The sequence below is a fragment of the Bradyrhizobium sp. genome (assembly GCF_035701725.1).
GTDB lineage: Bacteria > Pseudomonadota > Alphaproteobacteria > Rhizobiales > Xanthobacteraceae > Bradyrhizobium.
In genome coordinates, this window is sequence record NZ_DASSRP010000155.1 from 1 (window position 1) to 15,687 (window position 15,687).

At 62.7% G+C, this 15,687-nt stretch carries 14 protein-coding genes and 1 pseudogene; 9 read left to right on the forward strand and 6 right to left on the reverse strand.

Annotated elements, in window-relative coordinates:
- Positions 1-580: 580 nt before the first annotated feature.
- Positions 581-775 (reverse strand): annotated as a pseudogene (locus tag VFL62_RS08810) (DUF6496 domain-containing protein); the annotation flags it as partial.
- Positions 776-1,284: 509 nt separating this feature from the next.
- On the opposite strand from VFL62_RS08810, the gene VFL62_RS08815 reads away from it, so the two are divergent.
- From VFL62_RS08815 to VFL62_RS08830, 4 genes are all read left to right on the forward strand, one after another.
- The gene (locus VFL62_RS08815; protein ID WP_325171985.1) at positions 1,285-1,950 is read left to right on the forward strand and encodes a phosphatase PAP2 family protein; all 666 of its coding nucleotides are present in this window, start codon (positions 1,285-1,287) and stop codon (positions 1,948-1,950) included.
- Positions 1,947-2,294, forward strand: coding sequence for a DUF3147 family protein (locus VFL62_RS08820; protein ID WP_325171986.1), 348 nt, complete (start codon positions 1,947-1,949; stop codon positions 2,292-2,294). Before VFL62_RS08815 ends, VFL62_RS08820 begins: the two co-directional genes overlap by 4 nt.
- Positions 2,291-2,776, forward strand: a complete 486-nt coding sequence (locus tag VFL62_RS08825) for a DUF3147 family protein (protein ID WP_325171987.1) — start codon at positions 2,291-2,293, stop codon at positions 2,774-2,776. Before VFL62_RS08820 ends, VFL62_RS08825 begins: the two co-directional genes overlap by 4 nt.
- 149 nt (positions 2,777-2,925) lie before the next feature.
- Positions 2,926-3,126 (forward strand): hypothetical protein, encoded by a 201-nt coding sequence (locus VFL62_RS08830; RefSeq protein ID WP_325171988.1) that lies wholly within the window; start codon positions 2,926-2,928, stop codon positions 3,124-3,126.
- Positions 3,127-3,168: 42 nt separating this feature from the next.
- On the opposite strand, the gene VFL62_RS08835 is transcribed toward VFL62_RS08830, so the two are convergent.
- Complete coding sequence (locus VFL62_RS08835; RefSeq protein WP_325171989.1) at positions 3,169-3,372, reverse strand: hypothetical protein; 204 nt, start codon at positions 3,370-3,372, stop codon at positions 3,169-3,171.
- A gap of 46 nt (positions 3,373-3,418) precedes the next feature.
- Positions 3,419-3,541, reverse strand: a complete 123-nt coding sequence (locus VFL62_RS08840; protein ID WP_325171990.1) for a hypothetical protein — start codon at positions 3,539-3,541, stop codon at positions 3,419-3,421.
- Between the two features lie 472 nt (positions 3,542-4,013).
- On the opposite strand from VFL62_RS08840, the gene VFL62_RS08845 reads away from it, so the two are divergent.
- Positions 4,014-4,598: a hypothetical protein gene (locus tag VFL62_RS08845; RefSeq protein WP_325171991.1), complete on the forward strand. Its 585-nt coding sequence runs from the start codon at positions 4,014-4,016 to the stop codon at positions 4,596-4,598.
- A gap of 107 nt (positions 4,599-4,705) precedes the next feature.
- Positions 4,706-5,944 carry an amidohydrolase family protein gene (locus tag VFL62_RS08850; RefSeq protein WP_325171992.1) on the forward strand — a complete coding sequence of 413 codons (1,239 nt, stop codon included), beginning with the start codon at positions 4,706-4,708 and terminating at the stop codon, positions 5,942-5,944.
- Positions 5,945-5,956: 12 nt separating this feature from the next.
- Here VFL62_RS08850 and VFL62_RS08855 read toward each other — a convergent pair whose 3' ends face one another.
- Complete coding sequence (locus VFL62_RS08855; protein WP_325171993.1) at positions 5,957-7,843, reverse strand: HlyD family type I secretion periplasmic adaptor subunit; 1,887 nt, start codon at positions 7,841-7,843, stop codon at positions 5,957-5,959.
- Positions 7,844-7,845: 2 nt separating this feature from the next.
- The gene (locus VFL62_RS08860) at positions 7,846-9,549 is read right to left on the reverse strand and encodes a type I secretion system permease/ATPase (protein WP_414644655.1); all 1,704 of its coding nucleotides are present in this window, start codon (positions 9,547-9,549) and stop codon (positions 7,846-7,848) included.
- A 583-nt stretch (positions 9,550-10,132) separates the two neighbouring features.
- Between VFL62_RS08860 and VFL62_RS08865 the strand changes: the two genes are divergently transcribed.
- The 3 genes from VFL62_RS08865 to VFL62_RS08875 all read left to right on the forward strand — a co-directional run bounded on the left by VFL62_RS08865 (position 10,133) and on the right by VFL62_RS08875 (position 14,551).
- The gene (locus VFL62_RS08865) at positions 10,133-11,314 is read left to right on the forward strand and encodes a hypothetical protein (RefSeq protein WP_325171995.1); all 1,182 of its coding nucleotides are present in this window, start codon (positions 10,133-10,135) and stop codon (positions 11,312-11,314) included.
- Positions 11,315-11,618: 304 nt separating this feature from the next.
- Positions 11,619-13,508, forward strand: a complete 1,890-nt coding sequence (locus VFL62_RS08870) for an ethylbenzene dehydrogenase-related protein (protein ID WP_325171996.1) — start codon at positions 11,619-11,621, stop codon at positions 13,506-13,508.
- Complete coding sequence (locus VFL62_RS08875) at positions 13,505-14,551, forward strand: 2Fe-2S iron-sulfur cluster-binding protein (RefSeq protein ID WP_325171997.1); 1,047 nt, start codon at positions 13,505-13,507, stop codon at positions 14,549-14,551. The genes VFL62_RS08870 and VFL62_RS08875 overlap by 4 nt, the downstream gene beginning before the upstream one ends.
- 86 nt (positions 14,552-14,637) lie before the next feature.
- On the opposite strand, the gene VFL62_RS08880 is transcribed toward VFL62_RS08875, so the two are convergent.
- A complete protein-coding gene (locus VFL62_RS08880; protein ID WP_325171998.1) occupies positions 14,638-15,567 on the reverse strand; it encodes a LysR family transcriptional regulator in 930 nt (309 codons plus the stop codon).
- Positions 15,568-15,687 lie beyond the last annotated feature (120 nt).

Consider the following 15,687-nt stretch of genomic DNA (forward strand, 5'->3'; position numbering starts at 1 on the left):
GCCCCCGATGCGCTTCTCGCCCATTGGGCGAGATCGCAGCTTGCGCAAATCGAATACCTGGTGGCAGACGGCACGCATTTCGAGCTCTCTGCTCACCGATAGCAAATGGTCGGCCATGCGAGCTACCGGTCCCATGTGCCAAATCGACCCACCGCCATTCCGACAACGAGAAATTCTGTAGTAGTCTCAATGGTCCGCAAAGGCTGCAAAATGTCGGAATGGTTATTGAATGTGCTCACAGATTCCACGACTTCCAAGCTGAATACGAGGGTTCGATTCCCTTCACCCGCTCCAGTTCATTCCGTGTCGAATAACAGAGGGGTCATCGCAACCGCCTCAACGGATCCTGGCTCTGATATCCCTTTCGTCGTCTGGACTGCAGTCATAGAGACAGCTTGTCTCCGCCGAGCCGGAACTGGTCTCGACCATTCGCTCCGACGACCCGGACGTATCTTATAGTTTGATGCCGAGCGCTCCGCCGCCCGGCGCGATTACTTCCGTGGTCCATTCTGTGACAATTATCAACTGACGACGCGGTGACCGCTTTGATTCGGCGTCGGCCTTCACGCCATCACTTCTTCTTTCTCGGTACCTTCTTGCCCTTCTTGCGGGCCTTGGAAAGTCCGATTGCGATTGCCTGTTTGCGGCTTTTGACTTTTCCGCCCTTGCCGCCGCGACCGCTTTTGGCGGTGCCTTTCTTGTAGCGGCGCATTTCGCTCTCGACATCCTTGCCCGAGCTTTTCGAGTACCTGCGTTTCTTCGCCTTTCGAGCCATGCATCGCTCTCCCTAAAGGGATGAAACCGGTCTCGCATGCCGTTGTTCCAGTTTGTCCTGGTTCCCTGTGCGGGCTTCTTGGAACGGAATGGATTGCAGCCGGTTGGGCCGGCAGAGGACAAGAAGATGCAGCGCCGTCGCGCCCGAGTTTCATTTCTTTGCGCCGTGCGCGAGCACAGGGGCGTTCGCTGGCGACGGATGGTCCAGGACGTTGCCGAAGACAGTCTGGAAGACTGGATGACCGCTGGCGGGGATTCAGCAAGGCCCGGCTAGACCCATAGCCGACCGCGACGGTGCTTCCCAACCGATAAGCGATCCGACGCTTCGCGCCGGGCTCAACATTTGTGCCGCGCGCCTCCAGTATATGACAGAACGATGAACCCCTCGCCAAGTCGCGCGTTTAGCAGGGTATGTCAGTCTCTGATCATCCGGAGGTGAACCGCACCTTGCTCCGATCCGCTCGCGGTGACTTCAACCGTCGCTTTCCAATAACCGTCCAACCCACGACGATGGACGTTGCGATCGCGCGAACCGTCGCGCGTCGGACAGGACCCGTTGCCGAGGAGGTCGCGCGGACCCTGACCTGGGGCGCGGACGAGAAGGTTCTGCTGCTGCTGGCCGCGGCAGGCTTTTTTGCAACCCGAACCCAGAGCGGTCCGGCCCGTCGCGCAGGCAATCATGCGCTTCTGGTGACGGCGACGGCTTCGCTCTTGCCCCACGCTCTCAAGCTGGTTTTCAATCAGACCCGGCCGGACCGCACGACCGTGCTGGGTCACCTGCACGGCGTGCGATTTTCCGGCAAGGCGGAGGACGCGTTTCCTTCAGGTCACGCGCTGCATATGGGCGCACTGGCGTCCTGGGCCGGCATGCTGCCTTCGGGCCCGCGCAAAACCATCCGTACAGTCGCGATCGCTCTTTCGATGACCCGGATCCTGGTATTGGCGCATTGGGCAAGCGACGTCGTTGTCGGATTTGCGCTCGGTGCCGCGATCGAGCGGCTCGTGCGTCCCAAAATCCCAGCCAAGACAAAGCCACGCGTGCCGCGCGAGCCAGCCGCGGAAAGCCGGCGAGAAGCGCTCCCCCACCTGGCGGCGGGCGGCCTTTCCAGCGCGCGAACAGCGCCAGTCGGCGAAACGCGCTGGCCGTTCTTGCAACGTCGTGCAACACCGAAATGAGCGAGTACCTGGTCCGTTTCCTGATCGGCGGCGCAATCGTATCGGCATTCGCGATGCTCGGCGACGTGCTGCGGCCCAAGAGTTTTGCCGGGCTTTTCGGGGCGGCGCCGTCGGTCGCGCTCGCCACACTTGGCATCGCCGTGCACGGCTACGGCGCAGACTATGCGGTGGTGCAGAGCCGGGCCATGATCGGGGGCGCTGTTGCGCTTGCGGTCTACAGCATCCTCGTTTGTCAGTTGCTGATCCGCGCGCGGTTGCGAGCGGCTGAGGCGAGCTTGCTCTCACTTGCCGTCTGGCTCGTCGTTGCGCTCGGCCTGGCATCCATTGCGGGAGGCCAAACATGATGCCGGTCCGGCTTTCGCTTTCGTCTCTGAAAGAGGGCCGCTGGTACGAATATGTGATCCGTTTTGCGCTTGGCGGCGCCGCGACGGTTTTCACCGGCCTGGTGAGCCGCTGGTATGGACCGGTTATCGGCGGCGTTTTTCTCGCGCTTCCCGCCATTTTCTGCGCCAGTTCAACACTGATCGAAGCGCACGAAATTCGCCGCAAGCGCCAGGCAGGTCTGGACGGCAGACGGCGCGGCGAAAAGGCCGCGGCGCTCGAGGCCGCCGGCACCCTCCTTGGTTCGATCGGGATGTTGGGCTTTGCAGCGGCTTTTATCTTGCTAGCCAAGATCAGCATCGCGGCCGCATTCGTTGTTGCCGCGCTGGCGTGGCTGATTGTGTCGGTCGTCGCCTGGTACGTGCGGCGCAAATGGCGCCCCCTGACGAGGAAACGGATTGGAACGATGGGTGTTCGGCACGGATCTCGACGAGTCCCACCATGAAGGATCGTTCACGCCGCCCGCGGCAATCCTGGCGATCGGCCAAAAAAATGCGGCACGAGCCGCGACGAAAATCCCGCCCGCATTAACCCGTGTGAATGTGGGCTCCGGTGGCGACAGGTTATCCTCGATCATCTTTCTGGGAGGCGGCCATGCTCAATTCCGAGACCACGGCGCTGCTGCGCGCGCTCTTGCAGGAGATATGCGAGGAGGTCGGCCAGTACGAGAACGGCACCCGAGCCCATGTCGCGGCGAAACTGCTGGAGGCCGCCGCGCGGGGAGAGCAGACCATCGAAAACCTGAAAGCGACGGGCAGAGAAGCCTTGCGGCGCACCCCGACCATGTGGCGATGAGGCTCTGCCGCGTCGGTCTGCGCGACCGCGGGCTCCTGACAACTATGCCAGCGCGGTCGGCTTCGGCGGGTGCGCGGTGCGCGGGTGATGTTCATGGAGATAGAGCGCCAGGCGGTGGCGCAGATGTTCGTCGGTCCCAACGGCGTTTTCGAACAACTCCTCCTGGACATCGCGCGGAAGGTTGGCCCAAAGACCGAGAGCGGCCTGTCCGATCGCAACCTGAAACCGGGAAATGTTATCGCTCATCAGCCTGCTCGCATCTTCGGGATCCTATCGCTCGGACAAATGTCGATCAGTCGTCGTGATCGAGATCGTCAGGGCCGACCGGCAGGCCAACGCTACCGCCATCGCCGTGCACCAGATCGCGGTCAGCCCCTTCCGTCTTGTCGGCATCCTTGATGATCGCCTTCCGCATCTCCCGATCTTTGTCTCTGCGCGGTTCTTGCTTGGGAAGATCATTGGACGATTGGGGCTTAGCGGGCATCGGATCATCCTCCATTCGGCGGAGAAAACACCCGCCGAGATATTCTCGACGAGGGGCCGAGATCTGCTAACGCGGTGGCGAGGTGAAAAGTTCGCTACATGCGTGATGCCGCGTAAGATAGTGTCGGCAAGATCGCCGCGCATGAACGAAAATGTCATCCGGGTCCCTGCTGCCGCAATCATTGCCGGAGCGTTTACGCGTTCCATGCATGAGCGCATATCTCATTGTTATTGTTGCATTCCTTCGCCACATTCCCGCCACGTGCAGTTTCTCTAAGGGCGCCTCGGCCGAATGCATTTCGGCCCTCATCCGTTGAGGCCGCAGCAAGGTGATCAACCCGAGATCACGCGGCCCTTGATCGCATCGCGATCGCTTTCCCTTAAACAGCACGAAGGAAGACAGTATGCGTAGTTTCGTTGCGGCGAGTGCATTGCTATTTGCATTTGCAACGAGTGCGGAAGCGCGAACCCATCATCAACACTACCGGCATTATGCTCACACCCATTATGGGCACTACGCCCATCGCCACTACCGGCAACAGCAGGAGTTCGGATTTTCGAATTTTGGTTCGGAATCGAGCTTTGGCTCCGGATCGGGCTTTGGCTCGGGGTTTGGATATGCGAGCGATGAGAACTCTGGCTCCCGCCGCCGAGGTTACCCGCGCGCGAGCTATGGGCAAACGAGCTACAGCTCGGCGCGTCTGGGCGGCCGGCCCGCGGCCTGGTGCGGCTGGTACATGCGCCAGCTGGTCGGTAGCGACCCGGGCCCGCAGTACAACCTCGCGCGATCGTGGGCGCACTACGGCACCAACGCCGGCGGACCGTCCGTCGGCACGATCGTGGTCTGGAGCCACCATGTCGGGAAGATCGTCGGCCGCGAGAACGGACAATGGATCGTTGAGAGCGGAAACGACGGTCACGCCGTTCGGACCCGGCCGCGATCGCTGGCCGGCGCCATCGCGTTCCGCAATGCTTACGCATCGTTCTAGATAGAAGCCTCATTCTAGAAGACAAAGCCCCGCTTCATCGCTTAGATGGAGCGGGGCTTTTTGTGGGGTGGGATGGTTCCGACCCGAAGCGAAGGGAAAGATCTTACATGCGCCGTGCCTTGATACTTCGTGGGGGCCGCGTCTTGCGCTTCGGGGCGGCGGCGCTCGAGGCGCTCGACGTCAGGATCGGCGGCGATGGGCGCATTGCCGAGGTCGGCCCGTCGTTGCCCGACGATGGCGCCGAGATCCTCGCGCTTGGCGGACAACTGGTGCTGCCGGGCCTTGTCGACATGCACCAGCATCTCGACAAGTCGCGGACCCGCGCTTTGCTCGACAATCCGTCCGGTACATTGAAAGGCGCCTCCGCCGCATATCGCGCACTGGCGCCCTCGATTACAAAAGAACAGATGATTGCGCGCGCGCGTGCGACAGTCGACGCCTGCAGCGCCCATGGCACGGTCGCGATCCGCAGCCACACCAATATCGACCCGCAAAGTGGCGTGCGCGGCGTCGAGGCGATGGTGGCATTGCGTGAACAGTGTGCACATCGCATGCGCATCCAGGTGGTGGGCCATGTCACCTCGGAAGCGACGTCGATGCTGCCGGAAAGCGAGGCTTGGTTGCGTCAGGCGGTCGATCTTGGCATCGACGCTATCGGCGGCGTGCCGGCGTTCTCGTCCGAACCGGAGGCGTTTCTGAAACTCCTGTTCGCGTGCGCCGAACGCAGCGGTCTGCCGCTCGATATGCATATCGACGAGCATCTGGATTCCGGTCGAGCGGTGTTCAGCGAACTTGCCCGGCTGACGCGCGCTTATGGCATGCAGGGCCGGGTGGTTGCCGGCCACTCGTCGGCCTTGAGCGCCATGTCGCCGGATCGGGCCAAGCGCACGATCGACGAATTGCGCGAGGCCGGTGTCGGCATCGTTACGCTGCCGGCGGCAAACCTGTTCCTGCAGGGGCGCGAGGCGGATCGCTTGCCGCCGCGCGGGCTGACGCGGGTCAAGGAATTGCTGGCGGCGGGAGTGCCGGTCGCAACCGCGTCAGACAATATCCAGGATCCGTTTGTTCCGATCGGCTCGGGTGATCTTCTGGAGATGGCTCGATGGACCGTTGTCGCGGCGCATTTCGGTCTCGGTGACCTGCGCACCGTCTTTGAAATGGTCTCCTCGATGCCGGCGCAGATGATCGGACTGGGCGCCGACTGGGGCATCCGCAAAGGCGCGCGCGCCGATTTGCTGATCGCGCGGGCCGAGACGATCGAGGATGTGGTCGCCAGCGGTGCGTTGGAGCGGACCGTGATGATCGCGGGGCAGGTGGTTTCGCAGATCAGGGTGCAGAACTTCTAGGCGCGCAATCGCCTATTGTTCAACGAAAGCACGCCGCATTTGATCGGTGATCGGTTTGAGCAGATAGCTCATCATGGTCCGGCTGCCCGTCTGCATGAAGACTTCCGCCGGCATACCCGGAACGAGTTGCAATCCGGCGAGCCGTCGGCGCTCGCTGTCAGATAGCGAGACCCTGACCGTGAAATACGTTGCATTGGTCTGCTGATCGCGGCTGGTGTCGGGCGAGACGTAGGACACGGTGCCGCTGACCTGCGGCGTTACGCGTTGATTGAAGGCCGTGAAACGCACGAAAGCGGCCTGGCCCATTCGCACCTGGTCGATGTCGTTGGGTTGCAGCCGTGCTTCGATCTGAAGATCATCGAGATCGGGAACGATTTCCATGATCGGATCGCCGGCACGGATCACGCCGCCGATGCTGTGGACCGATAGCTGTTGTACCACGCCGGATGCTGGCGCGCGGATGTCGATGCGGTCGAGGACATCGCGCGCCGCGGTGCTCCGTTCCACGAGCTCGGCCTCCTTGCCGTTATTCTCGCCCAGCTCCTTGACGACGTCGGTACGGAAATCATGATCGAGCTTGAGAATCTGTAACTGCGCTTCGCCGATCTTGGAGCGAGCCTCGGCGATCGAGGAAGTCAGCTGTCCGCGCTCGCCTTCGATCCGCGCGCTTTCCCGCTGCAGCGCGGTCAGCCGGGCGAGCGGAACCAGCCGCTTGTCATAGAGCTCCTGCACGCCGGTCAGCTCGCCGGCGATCAATTCCAGTTGCTTGCTTTTGGCTTCGACTTGGGCGTCGAGACCGCCGATTTGCTCGCCGAGCTGGGTGATCCGGCTCTGAAAAACCTCGATCTGGCTTCGTCGCGCGTTGTTGCGCGCCAAGAAAAGCGATTCCTCGGAGGCCAGGAGCGCGGCTATTGCGTCTTCGTTCTTCCTGGGCGCCAACTCGTCCGGCATTTGAATTTGCGAGAGGCCATCGCGCTCGGTGGTCAGGCGGGCGATCCGGGCCCGCACTTCGTCAAGCTGCTTGCTGATCACTTGCAGGCTGGCTTGCGCCTGGGTGGCGTCGAGCCGCACGAGCAACTGACCGCTGTTCACGCGCTGGCCATTGTGAACTGCGATTTCGGCGACAACCCCGCCGGTCGGATGCTGGACAGCCTTGACGTTGGATTGAACCACGAGGTTTCCAGGAACGATGACGGCTCCCGCCAGCGGCACAAGGGTGGCCCAGCCGCCTGCGAGAACGCCGACAACGAGCAGTACGCGCAGTCCCGTCCGCAGTTCACGCTCGAGCGCGTGGCCAGTGCGCACCAGGAGGCTGCCGTCGGCGTCGCCACCATCTGGCACGACGCCGTCGCGGGTCAGCAGGAACGAAAGGGGCGGCCCCAGCCAATTCCGACAAGCTGAAACCAGCTGGTTGGCCGTCAACGGCGACGCGATGCCGCCGGCGGACGGAGGCAGTTCCATGCGTGGGCTCTCGACATGCATCGATTGATATCTGGCGGTCGGTTCGGGAGAGCTCCGCTCAAGGTCGATGAGAACGGATGCACCTGCCTCACCATGGGCCGCTTGTCGGTGCTGCGGTGAAGCCGACGCGGCTTCATGCGCCGGATTGGAGCCAGGAACCGTGGCGGGCATTGCCAATCCGAACTGCTCAAGACAAAGGCTGATGGCGCGGCCAATCGTTCCTTGCCGTCGGCGACGGGCGTGCTGCTGTCGCCGGCGGACCGAGGAGGGCGGGCGTTTGGGGGGCGGGTCGGATTGCTCTTCGTGCTCGAGCGCGCGCCGCAGGCGCTGCAGTTCGAGAATCAATGCCGCGCCCTGTGGTCCTACGCCGCCATCCTTCTCAACGTTGGACCAGCGCTGGGGAGTGGCGTCGATGCGAGCGGCGGCGTCGTCGTTCAACATCAGGCGACGCTCTCGGGCACCGCGGACCGCGGCGCGTGCGCAGCCGGAGAGGACGCCCTTGCGGATGCCGCTTTTCCGGAAGCGCCGCGGACGCGCGCAAAAAGCTCCTGACGCGGTCCAAATGCGATCGCTTTGCCTTCATAGAGCACCATCGCCATGTCGAGCGCGGCAAGGGCGCTCGGCCGATGCGAAATTACCACGACGATGCTGTTGTTCCGACGCAGGATTTCAATGGCGCGATGCAGGGCGTTCTCGCCGTCGGCGTCGAGATTGGCATTCGGCTCGTCGAGGACAACGAGGAACGGATCGCCGTAGACCGACCGTGCAAGCCCGATCCGTTGACGCTGCCCAGCGGAAAGCGACATTCCGCCCTGGCCAATTCGGGTCGAATATCCCTCCGGCAATCGCAGAATGATATCGTGCACGCCGGCGATCTGCGCCGCCTTCAAGATGGCGTCCGAACTCGCCGTTCTGTCGAAACGGCAGATGTTTTCGGCGACGGTGCCGTCGAACAGCGCCACGTCCTGCGGCAAATAGCCGATGTGCTGGCCAAGATGTTCGCCCCATTGGTCGAGGGCCGCGCCATCGAGCCGGACGACCCCGTGCTGCGCCGGCCAAATTCCCACCAGCACTTTTGACAGCGATGTCTTGCCCGAGGCGCTGGCGCCGAGCAGGGCCAGGCCCATGCCGGCTTTCAGCATGAATGACACGTTCGAGATGATGGCCGTCGAGGTGCCGGGCGCGCAGACCACAAGATCCTTGACCAGCAACTCGCGGCGGGGACGGGGCAGCACGACGGGTGGAGCGGGCGGTGGCGCGGTGACCTTGCAGATATCGCGCAGACGTACCACGGCTTGACGCGCGGCCACGAGCTGTTTCCAGGACCCAAGCGCGATTTCGACTGGCGCCAGCGCGCGGCCCATCATGATTGACGAGGCGATCATGATGCCGCCCGACGCGCGATCGGCGACCACCAGATAAGCGCCGATCCCCAACAGCCCGGATTGCAGGACATAGCGCAGAACCTTTGCGCCCGATCCGAGATTCGAGTTGACGTCGGTGGCGCGGATATTCTCGTGCAGATAGCGTTCGTTGATCAATGACCATTGCTCAAGCAATCGTTCGGTCATGCCGAGCGCCCGGATGACTTCGGCGTTGCGCTGGGTCGCATCCGCCAGGACCTGGCGCTGCGCGCTGCAATCCATTGCGGCCTTGGCCGCGCCGCGCGAGATCTGTTCGGTCAGAAAGGTCATCGCGACGATCGCGGCCGTGCCGACAAGAGCGGTCAAGCCGATCGCCGGATGAAAAAGAAACAACGCGGCAAGAAATAGCGGAATCCATGGCATATCGAGGAATGCCGTCGGTCCCATGCCCGACAAAAAGCTGCGAACCTGATCAAGGTCGCGCAGCGGCTGTTGCAGCAGCATGGGTTTGACTCCGCGCAGCGGAAGCGTCGCGAGCGCGGTATGGATCGAGCGTTGCAAACTTGCATCGAAAAGTGTTGCAACCCTGCACAGCATCCGCGAGCGCAACGCGTCGAAATAGCCTTGGACGAGGTAGGCGAGCAGCACGATCAGCGACAGGCCGAGCAATGTTGCCAAATTGCGGCTCGGGATCACCCGGTCGTAGACCTGCAGCATGTAAAGTGAGCCCGACAGCATCAGAACGTTGATCACGCCGCTGAATATCGCGACGCCGGCCATGCGGCGCGCGCTATCGCGCAAGCCGAGCGCGACCGGGTCATCGGAAGAAAGCGCGGAAACAAGGCTCGAAAAGCCCGAATTTGCTGCCCTTCCTTGGGCACCCGCTTGCGCAAAGCTCATGACTGCGGACTCCCCACCATTCTGCGCAGTCAAATCTGATTGAAGGTCGATGCCGACCATTTTTCGGCAGGAATGCGACGCGCGTGCATAAACGTTATGACGATCGTGGCAGACGTTGTGGTTCACGCGCGTTTGTTGAAGTCGCGCCGCGCCATCAAGGATGCTGCAAGATGTCACCACTCATATTATGCAGAAATCATCCGACGGTTCGCGCGACATCGGCAGGGTCACGCTATTACCTTACTTGTCGCGCGCTTGGCCCCGTTGTCGGCCGAAAGCTGCCACGAAACTAAACGCAAAATCCGTACGACGTTCATTGTGGCGAAATGCCACCGCATGAAGTCCCGACGCTTCGGTCTCAAGAGGAAATCTTGCGGCCGGCGCTGCGGATCTGTGCGAGCGACGACCGAGGCAGCGGCGGCAACTATCGCAATCGAAAACTGAGAGTGGCAGGAGAAATTCAATGGCTCTGACAGCAACGGACCTGTTTAACGACGCAACGACGCGGGAGATCGGTGGCATTGGTCCGGACCAGGTCAGCGCGATCGTCTCGGATCTCGTTGGCGTACAGCAGATGTTGAGTGCGGCCGATCCCCAGATCAACAATCTGACGGATCTGCACACGCACGTCATTATCAACCAGCTCAACGAAGAGATCGCCTCTGTTGAGCTTGCAAACTCGCCGACCGGAACGCTGGTCCTCGGCACCAATCTCGGACAATATGTCGGGCGCGCCATCAACGACATCCACCGGGACATCATCGATATCGCGCAAGGCGATGCGGGTGTGCAGGCCATCTTCAACCCGACGCCGCTGCCCGGGTTGAACACGCCGGCGACGCCGTTTCTCGACAACGCGACCCAGACAACGTTCGTGACCCAGTGGATACAAGACAGCAACCATCTCGGACAGATGGCGACGACGATCGAAAACAACGGTTTTCAGGGTGACATTGCCGGCCTCGTCCAGCAGATCCAGACCTTCGAAACCAACTCGAACGCGTTCGACCAGTCGCAGGGCGGGTTGTGGTCGGCACGCTTCTGGAACGAATTTCGATCGGACGGAACGACCGGCACCGCGGCGAACGCTCTCATCGACGGCCTGCAAACGCACAATGCCGGCGAAGTCAACGCCGCGGTATCGCAGCTCGCTGCGAACTCGGCCGATGTCGCGGGCAACAACCTCATGGCGGACGGCGGCAGCTATGCGAGCGTCGTGGCCGCCGCTCAAGCCACGGCGGTGACGCCAAACCCGACACCGACGTCGCCTCCATCGACGCCGCCCGGAGGAACGCCGGACCCGGGATCGCCGCCGCCTGGCGACGGTGGCAACCATCTTGTGACCGACCTGATCGCCCTGCTTCAGGGCGGCGGTCAAAACAGCGCGGCGGCAGTTGTCGCCGATCTCCAGCAGTTGGTTCAGGCGGCTGGCGGCGGTCACAACAATGGCCTCGCGGCATTGCTCGGTGATTTGCAAACCGCCGCCGGTCCGGCAGCGCAAACCCAAAACGGTCAGCCGGCAACAAACGCTTCGTCGGGCCCGGAGCATAATCCGGCCGGCGATCCAGGGCTGGCGCCCGCCGTGGGGGCAGATCCGGCTGGACATCATGTCCATGAGCATCAATTCCACCACATGTGGGGATGACGTGAGAATCGCAGCGTCTCGTCGAACGGACGAGACGCTGTGATTTGACGATCGTGAATCAACCGCGGCCGGGGCGGCCGCTCAGTCAGAAGGAATTTTCAGCTCGTCGGCACGGCGAAACGGCAATTGGGGATGCTCCTTTGTTCAAGTGTGATGGCTTCTTACATCGTGTTTGGCGCGCCAAACCGAAAAGCGACTCTGTCTGGCGCAGCGCGGTGATGGTTGGTGCGCACGCATTTCAGTCGAGGCTGAAGGGTCATGAAAGGCGAGGCGATTGCGCGCTCCGTGAAGATGGAGCCCGCAAATGAAAAATCGCAAGACCGACTACGGTACGATCGTTCTGCACTGGTTGCTGGTGGGTGCCTTTGGCGTCGCCCTTCTGAGCGGAATGCGGATCGCTACCGAAACGCCTGAACGCCGCTGGATCAACCTGTTCGACATTATTCTGCCGCAGGACAGCGTGTGGGTGCTGCATATGCAGGCGGGATTGGTGCTGGTCGCCGTTGCACTTGCTTATGCGGTCTACCTCTGGAGAACCGGCCTGACGCGCCGCGTCAGATTGGATACCGTGCGCATTCGGGCATTGTTCGGCCGCTCGGAGGCCAGGCTGGGTGCATCGAATGTCCTGCTCTGCTGGGTATTCTTCGTTGCGATGCTGCTCCTGATTGCAAGCGGCGGCGCGCTTTATTTCGGCCTTTCGGTCGGGCACGACACCGCGGCGCTGCATTGGTATTCCACCTGGGCCATTCTCGGCTTTGCCGCGCTCCATGTCTTCACCCACTTCAAGATCGGCGGCTGGTCGCAGTTGCTTCGGATCGTTCGGCCCACAGGCGTGCCGCCTGCACCCAAGCAACTCGATCCCGTGGAGTTGCTGACCATTCTGGCGGAGCAATCGACACAGTCGGCCCGCGACACCGGCAGTGCGGACCAGCAGCCGACGCGGCCGCGGCCCGCAGTGCGCGTACCAAGCGGCGCAGCACGGTTGCACCCGGGCGCTCCTGCTCAGGCCGCGCGGGGCGCCGCGACCATGCAAGGCGAGCGGTCGAGACGACGACACCCGAGCCTGCAGTCCAATGCCTTCGTCGTGGCGGCGGCCATCGCCATAACCGGCGCCTCATTCATCGTGGCTGTCGACCGGCTCGACGTTGACCATTTGCAGGTGCGACGGATCGACCGCGCAGACGCGCCCAAGCTCGATGGAGACACGTCCGATCGTGCTTGGCGCGCCGCGGTGCCGTATTTCGTGGCGACCAGCGGCGGCGGAAATTTCGACGGCAGAGGCGAGACCAGGATTGAGATTCGGGCGGTGCACGACGACACCTGGGCGTATTTTCTTTTCATATGGGAAGATCCGACGCGATCGCTGAAGCATTTTCCGATGGTTAAGGAAGCCGGCGGCTGGCGTGTCCTTCACCACGGGCTTGAAAACGGCGACGAGCGCGACTTCCACGAGGACAAATTCTCGGTCCTGCTGACGACAGCGGATACGACGCTCGCGGGCGACCGAACCTTCCATGCCAGTCCTCATCCTGTCGCCGGCGCACCCGAAACGCTGACCGGCCGTGGATTGCATTTTACGAACGTCGGCTACGCCGACGTTTGGGAGTGGCGGGCGACGGGCGGTGCGATGGGATGGATGGATGATGCGCATTTCGGGCCGCCGCTGCAGCCGACCCCGCTGCAGGCGCGTCGTGTCGTTCCCTATAAAGGCGGTTTCGCGCCCGATCCGGGCGTCGCGAACTTCTCCGATAATTTCACGATCGAAGAAGACGAGGCTGGCGGGCCGCAGCTCATTGCGCCGCTTCGATTGCCCAGAGATATCGCTGCCACAGCGGCCGCGATCGGGCCTGTCGATCTTGATCCAAATCACGGCGACGAAGATGGCAGCCGCTGGTTCATGACCGACACTGAATCCGTGCCGTATTCGGCTGACGATGATGCCCGCATTCCCGTGGGGACGGTGATTCCCGGCGTCATTATCGCAGGCGAGTTTGCCGGCGATCGCGCCGATGTCCGCTGCGCGGCTCGCTGGGCCTCCGGGCATTGGGCGCTCGAGGTTGCGCGGCGCCTCGATACCGGAAGCGCGTATGACGTTGCGATCAAGACGGGCACGTTCATGCGGGTTGCCGCCTTCGACCACAGTCAGATCAGACATACCAGGCACGTAAGGCCGATCCGCCTGGAGGTGGAATGATGAAGAGAAACTGCCAGATAAGTCTGAACGGAAAGTCGTTCCCGGCCAAGTGCGGTGATGTCTTGCTCGATGCGGCGCTGCTCAATGGTGTCGACTTGCCGCATGACTGCCGCAGCGGGATCTGCGGTGCCTGTCGTGTTCGTCTGGTCAAGGGACGGGTATTTGGCGGCCAGCAGGAGGGTGACGAACTCATCCAGGCCTGTCAGGCGCGGGTTATCTCCGATATCGAGATCGAAACCGAACGCGTTCCGGATCAAGTTTCCGTCTCCGCCCGCGTCGCGGCGATCGTTCGCCTGTCGCCGGACGTCATCGGCGTCGATGTCGAGCTGCCAAAGCCACTTCGCTATCTGCCGGGGCAGTTCTGCAAACTGCAATTCTTCGGATTCCCGGCACGAAGCTATAGTCCGACCTATCCGTTGGAGGGGCGGCCGAAGCCTCACCTGATGCACTTTCACATCAGGATCTTTCCCGACGGCATCGTCTCTTCCGAACTCGGTCGCGGGATTCGCGTCGGGCATCGCGTCAGGGTGTCGGGGCCATTCGGCACGGCTTTCCTCCGACCCAATCACGGCGGCGGTATTGTGCTGGCGTCGAGCGGCACGGGTTTCGCGCCAATGTGGTCGATCGCGGTCGGAGCGATCACCGAACGCCCTCAGCGCGAGTTGATTTTCGTGGTCGCGGCGCGAAAGCTTCAATCTCTCTACATGCACGCTGCACTGTGCCGCCTCGCACTGTTCCCGAACGTCACGATCATCATGACGGTGTCGGAGCCGCAGACCGTCTCGCCGGCGATCCGGCGCGGCCGTCCAACCGATCATCTGCCGATCCTGTCGCCCGATGACATGGTCTACGTTTCGGGCGCTCCCGCCATGACTGCGCAGGTGGCGCGGATGGCAAGGGCGGCCGGTGCAAGGTGTTTTGCCGATCCTTTCACCTCCAACGAGACGGCGGGCGAACAAGGCCAGTTGGCGCGGACATTGGGCCGGTTTGCTCGATCGCCCGGGAGGGCACTTTTCGGCATTGCGTCACGGATGGCGGGATGATGCGATACTTTCAACCGCTGGCTTGCCGATAGCGTCATCGCGCTTGCGGTCGTCAGGCCGCTCTGGGCTTTGCGGTTGTCAAGCCCTCATGAATGCCGTGTCCTGGCTTTCGGCCGGGTTTTCACGTGATCGATGAAGGCGCGAAGCTTTGGCAGCATGTGCCGCTGGCTCGGATAATAGAGAAACACGCCGGGCACGGTCGGCGCGAACTTCTGCAGCACCTGAACGAGTTTTCCGGCTTTGATCGCGGCGGCGGCGACCGGCTCCGGCACCTGCGCCAGACCGACGCCCTCGATCGCAGCTCCGAGCACGGTCGGAAAGTCATTGGCGATGAGAGGGCCCGACACGGCAATCTCGAGCGCGCGGCCGCCATCGTTGAGAGACCATAGGGCAATTGCGCCGCTGGAGCGGCGCATCCGCAGGCAGGCGTGTTCGCGCAGATCGTCCGGGCGCAGCGGGCGGCCGCGGCGCGAAAAATAAGCGGAACTGCCGACGACGACGAAGCGAAAGGGCGGGCTCAACCGTACCGCGATCATGTCGCTGGCGATGAATTGACCCATTCGCACGCCGGCATCGAACCCTCCTTTGGCGAGATCGACGAGTTCCTCGCTGGCGGAGAGTTCGACCTCGACCCCGGGATAGGCCTCGCAGAACGATGCGATCAGCGGCTCGAGCAGGATCGGCACTGCCGCCCGCGGCACCGCCAGGCGCAGCAGCCCGGTCGGCCGCTGTCCCAGTTCGCGCGCGGTCTCGCCGGCCGCGACAAGCTCCTCAAAGGCGGGCTTGGCGCGGGCCAAAAATCGTTCGCCCGCTTCCGTCAGCCCGACGCTGCGCGTGGTGCGCGCGAACAGCGCCGCGCCAATGCGCGCCTCCAGAGTCCGCACCGCCTGGCTGATCGCCGACGGCGTCACGCCGAGTTCGGCCGCAGCCCGGCGAAAGCTGTGATGCCGGGCAACGCTCAGGAAGGCCTCGACGCCATCGAGTGCGCCTTGGCGAACTGTGAAGTTCTGCTTCATAGAGCATCGACATTATCGCAAATAGTCGCGCGGGAAAAGCAGTCCTAGCTTGGGTCTCGGGATAGGAACGGGTCGGCATTCTCGCCGTGGCGTTCGAGACTTCAGCAAGGCGTGACAGGA

Excerpts from the sequence above, each read along its gene's own strand:
- VFL62_RS08815 (WP_325171985.1), top strand. The coding sequence starts at position 1,285 with ATGGACGTTGCGATCGCGCGAACCGTCGCGCGTCGGACAGGACCCGTT.
- VFL62_RS08820 (WP_325171986.1), top strand. The coding sequence starts at position 1,947 with ATGAGCGAGTACCTGGTCCGTTTCCTGATCGGCGGCGCAATCGTATCG.
- VFL62_RS08825 (WP_325171987.1), top strand. The coding sequence starts at position 2,291 with ATGATGCCGGTCCGGCTTTCGCTTTCGTCTCTGAAAGAGGGCCGCTGG.
- VFL62_RS08830 (WP_325171988.1), top strand. The coding sequence starts at position 2,926 with ATGCTCAATTCCGAGACCACGGCGCTGCTGCGCGCGCTCTTGCAGGAG.
- VFL62_RS08835 (WP_325171989.1), bottom strand. The coding sequence starts at position 3,372 with ATGAGCGATAACATTTCCCGGTTTCAGGTTGCGATCGGACAGGCCGCT.
- VFL62_RS08840 (WP_325171990.1), bottom strand. The coding sequence starts at position 3,541 with ATGCGGAAGGCGATCATCAAGGATGCCGACAAGACGGAAGGGGCTGAC.
- VFL62_RS08845 (WP_325171991.1), top strand. The coding sequence starts at position 4,014 with ATGCGTAGTTTCGTTGCGGCGAGTGCATTGCTATTTGCATTTGCAACG.
- VFL62_RS08850 (WP_325171992.1), top strand. The coding sequence starts at position 4,706 with ATGCGCCGTGCCTTGATACTTCGTGGGGGCCGCGTCTTGCGCTTCGGG.
- VFL62_RS08860 (WP_414644655.1), bottom strand. The coding sequence starts at position 9,549 with ATGGCCGGCGTCGCGATATTCAGCGGCGTGATCAACGTTCTGATGCTG.
- VFL62_RS08865 (WP_325171995.1), top strand. The coding sequence starts at position 10,133 with ATGGCTCTGACAGCAACGGACCTGTTTAACGACGCAACGACGCGGGAG.
- VFL62_RS08870 (WP_325171996.1), top strand. The coding sequence starts at position 11,619 with ATGAAAAATCGCAAGACCGACTACGGTACGATCGTTCTGCACTGGTTG.
- VFL62_RS08875 (WP_325171997.1), top strand. The coding sequence starts at position 13,505 with ATGATGAAGAGAAACTGCCAGATAAGTCTGAACGGAAAGTCGTTCCCG.
- VFL62_RS08880 (WP_325171998.1), bottom strand. The coding sequence starts at position 15,567 with ATGAAGCAGAACTTCACAGTTCGCCAAGGCGCACTCGATGGCGTCGAG.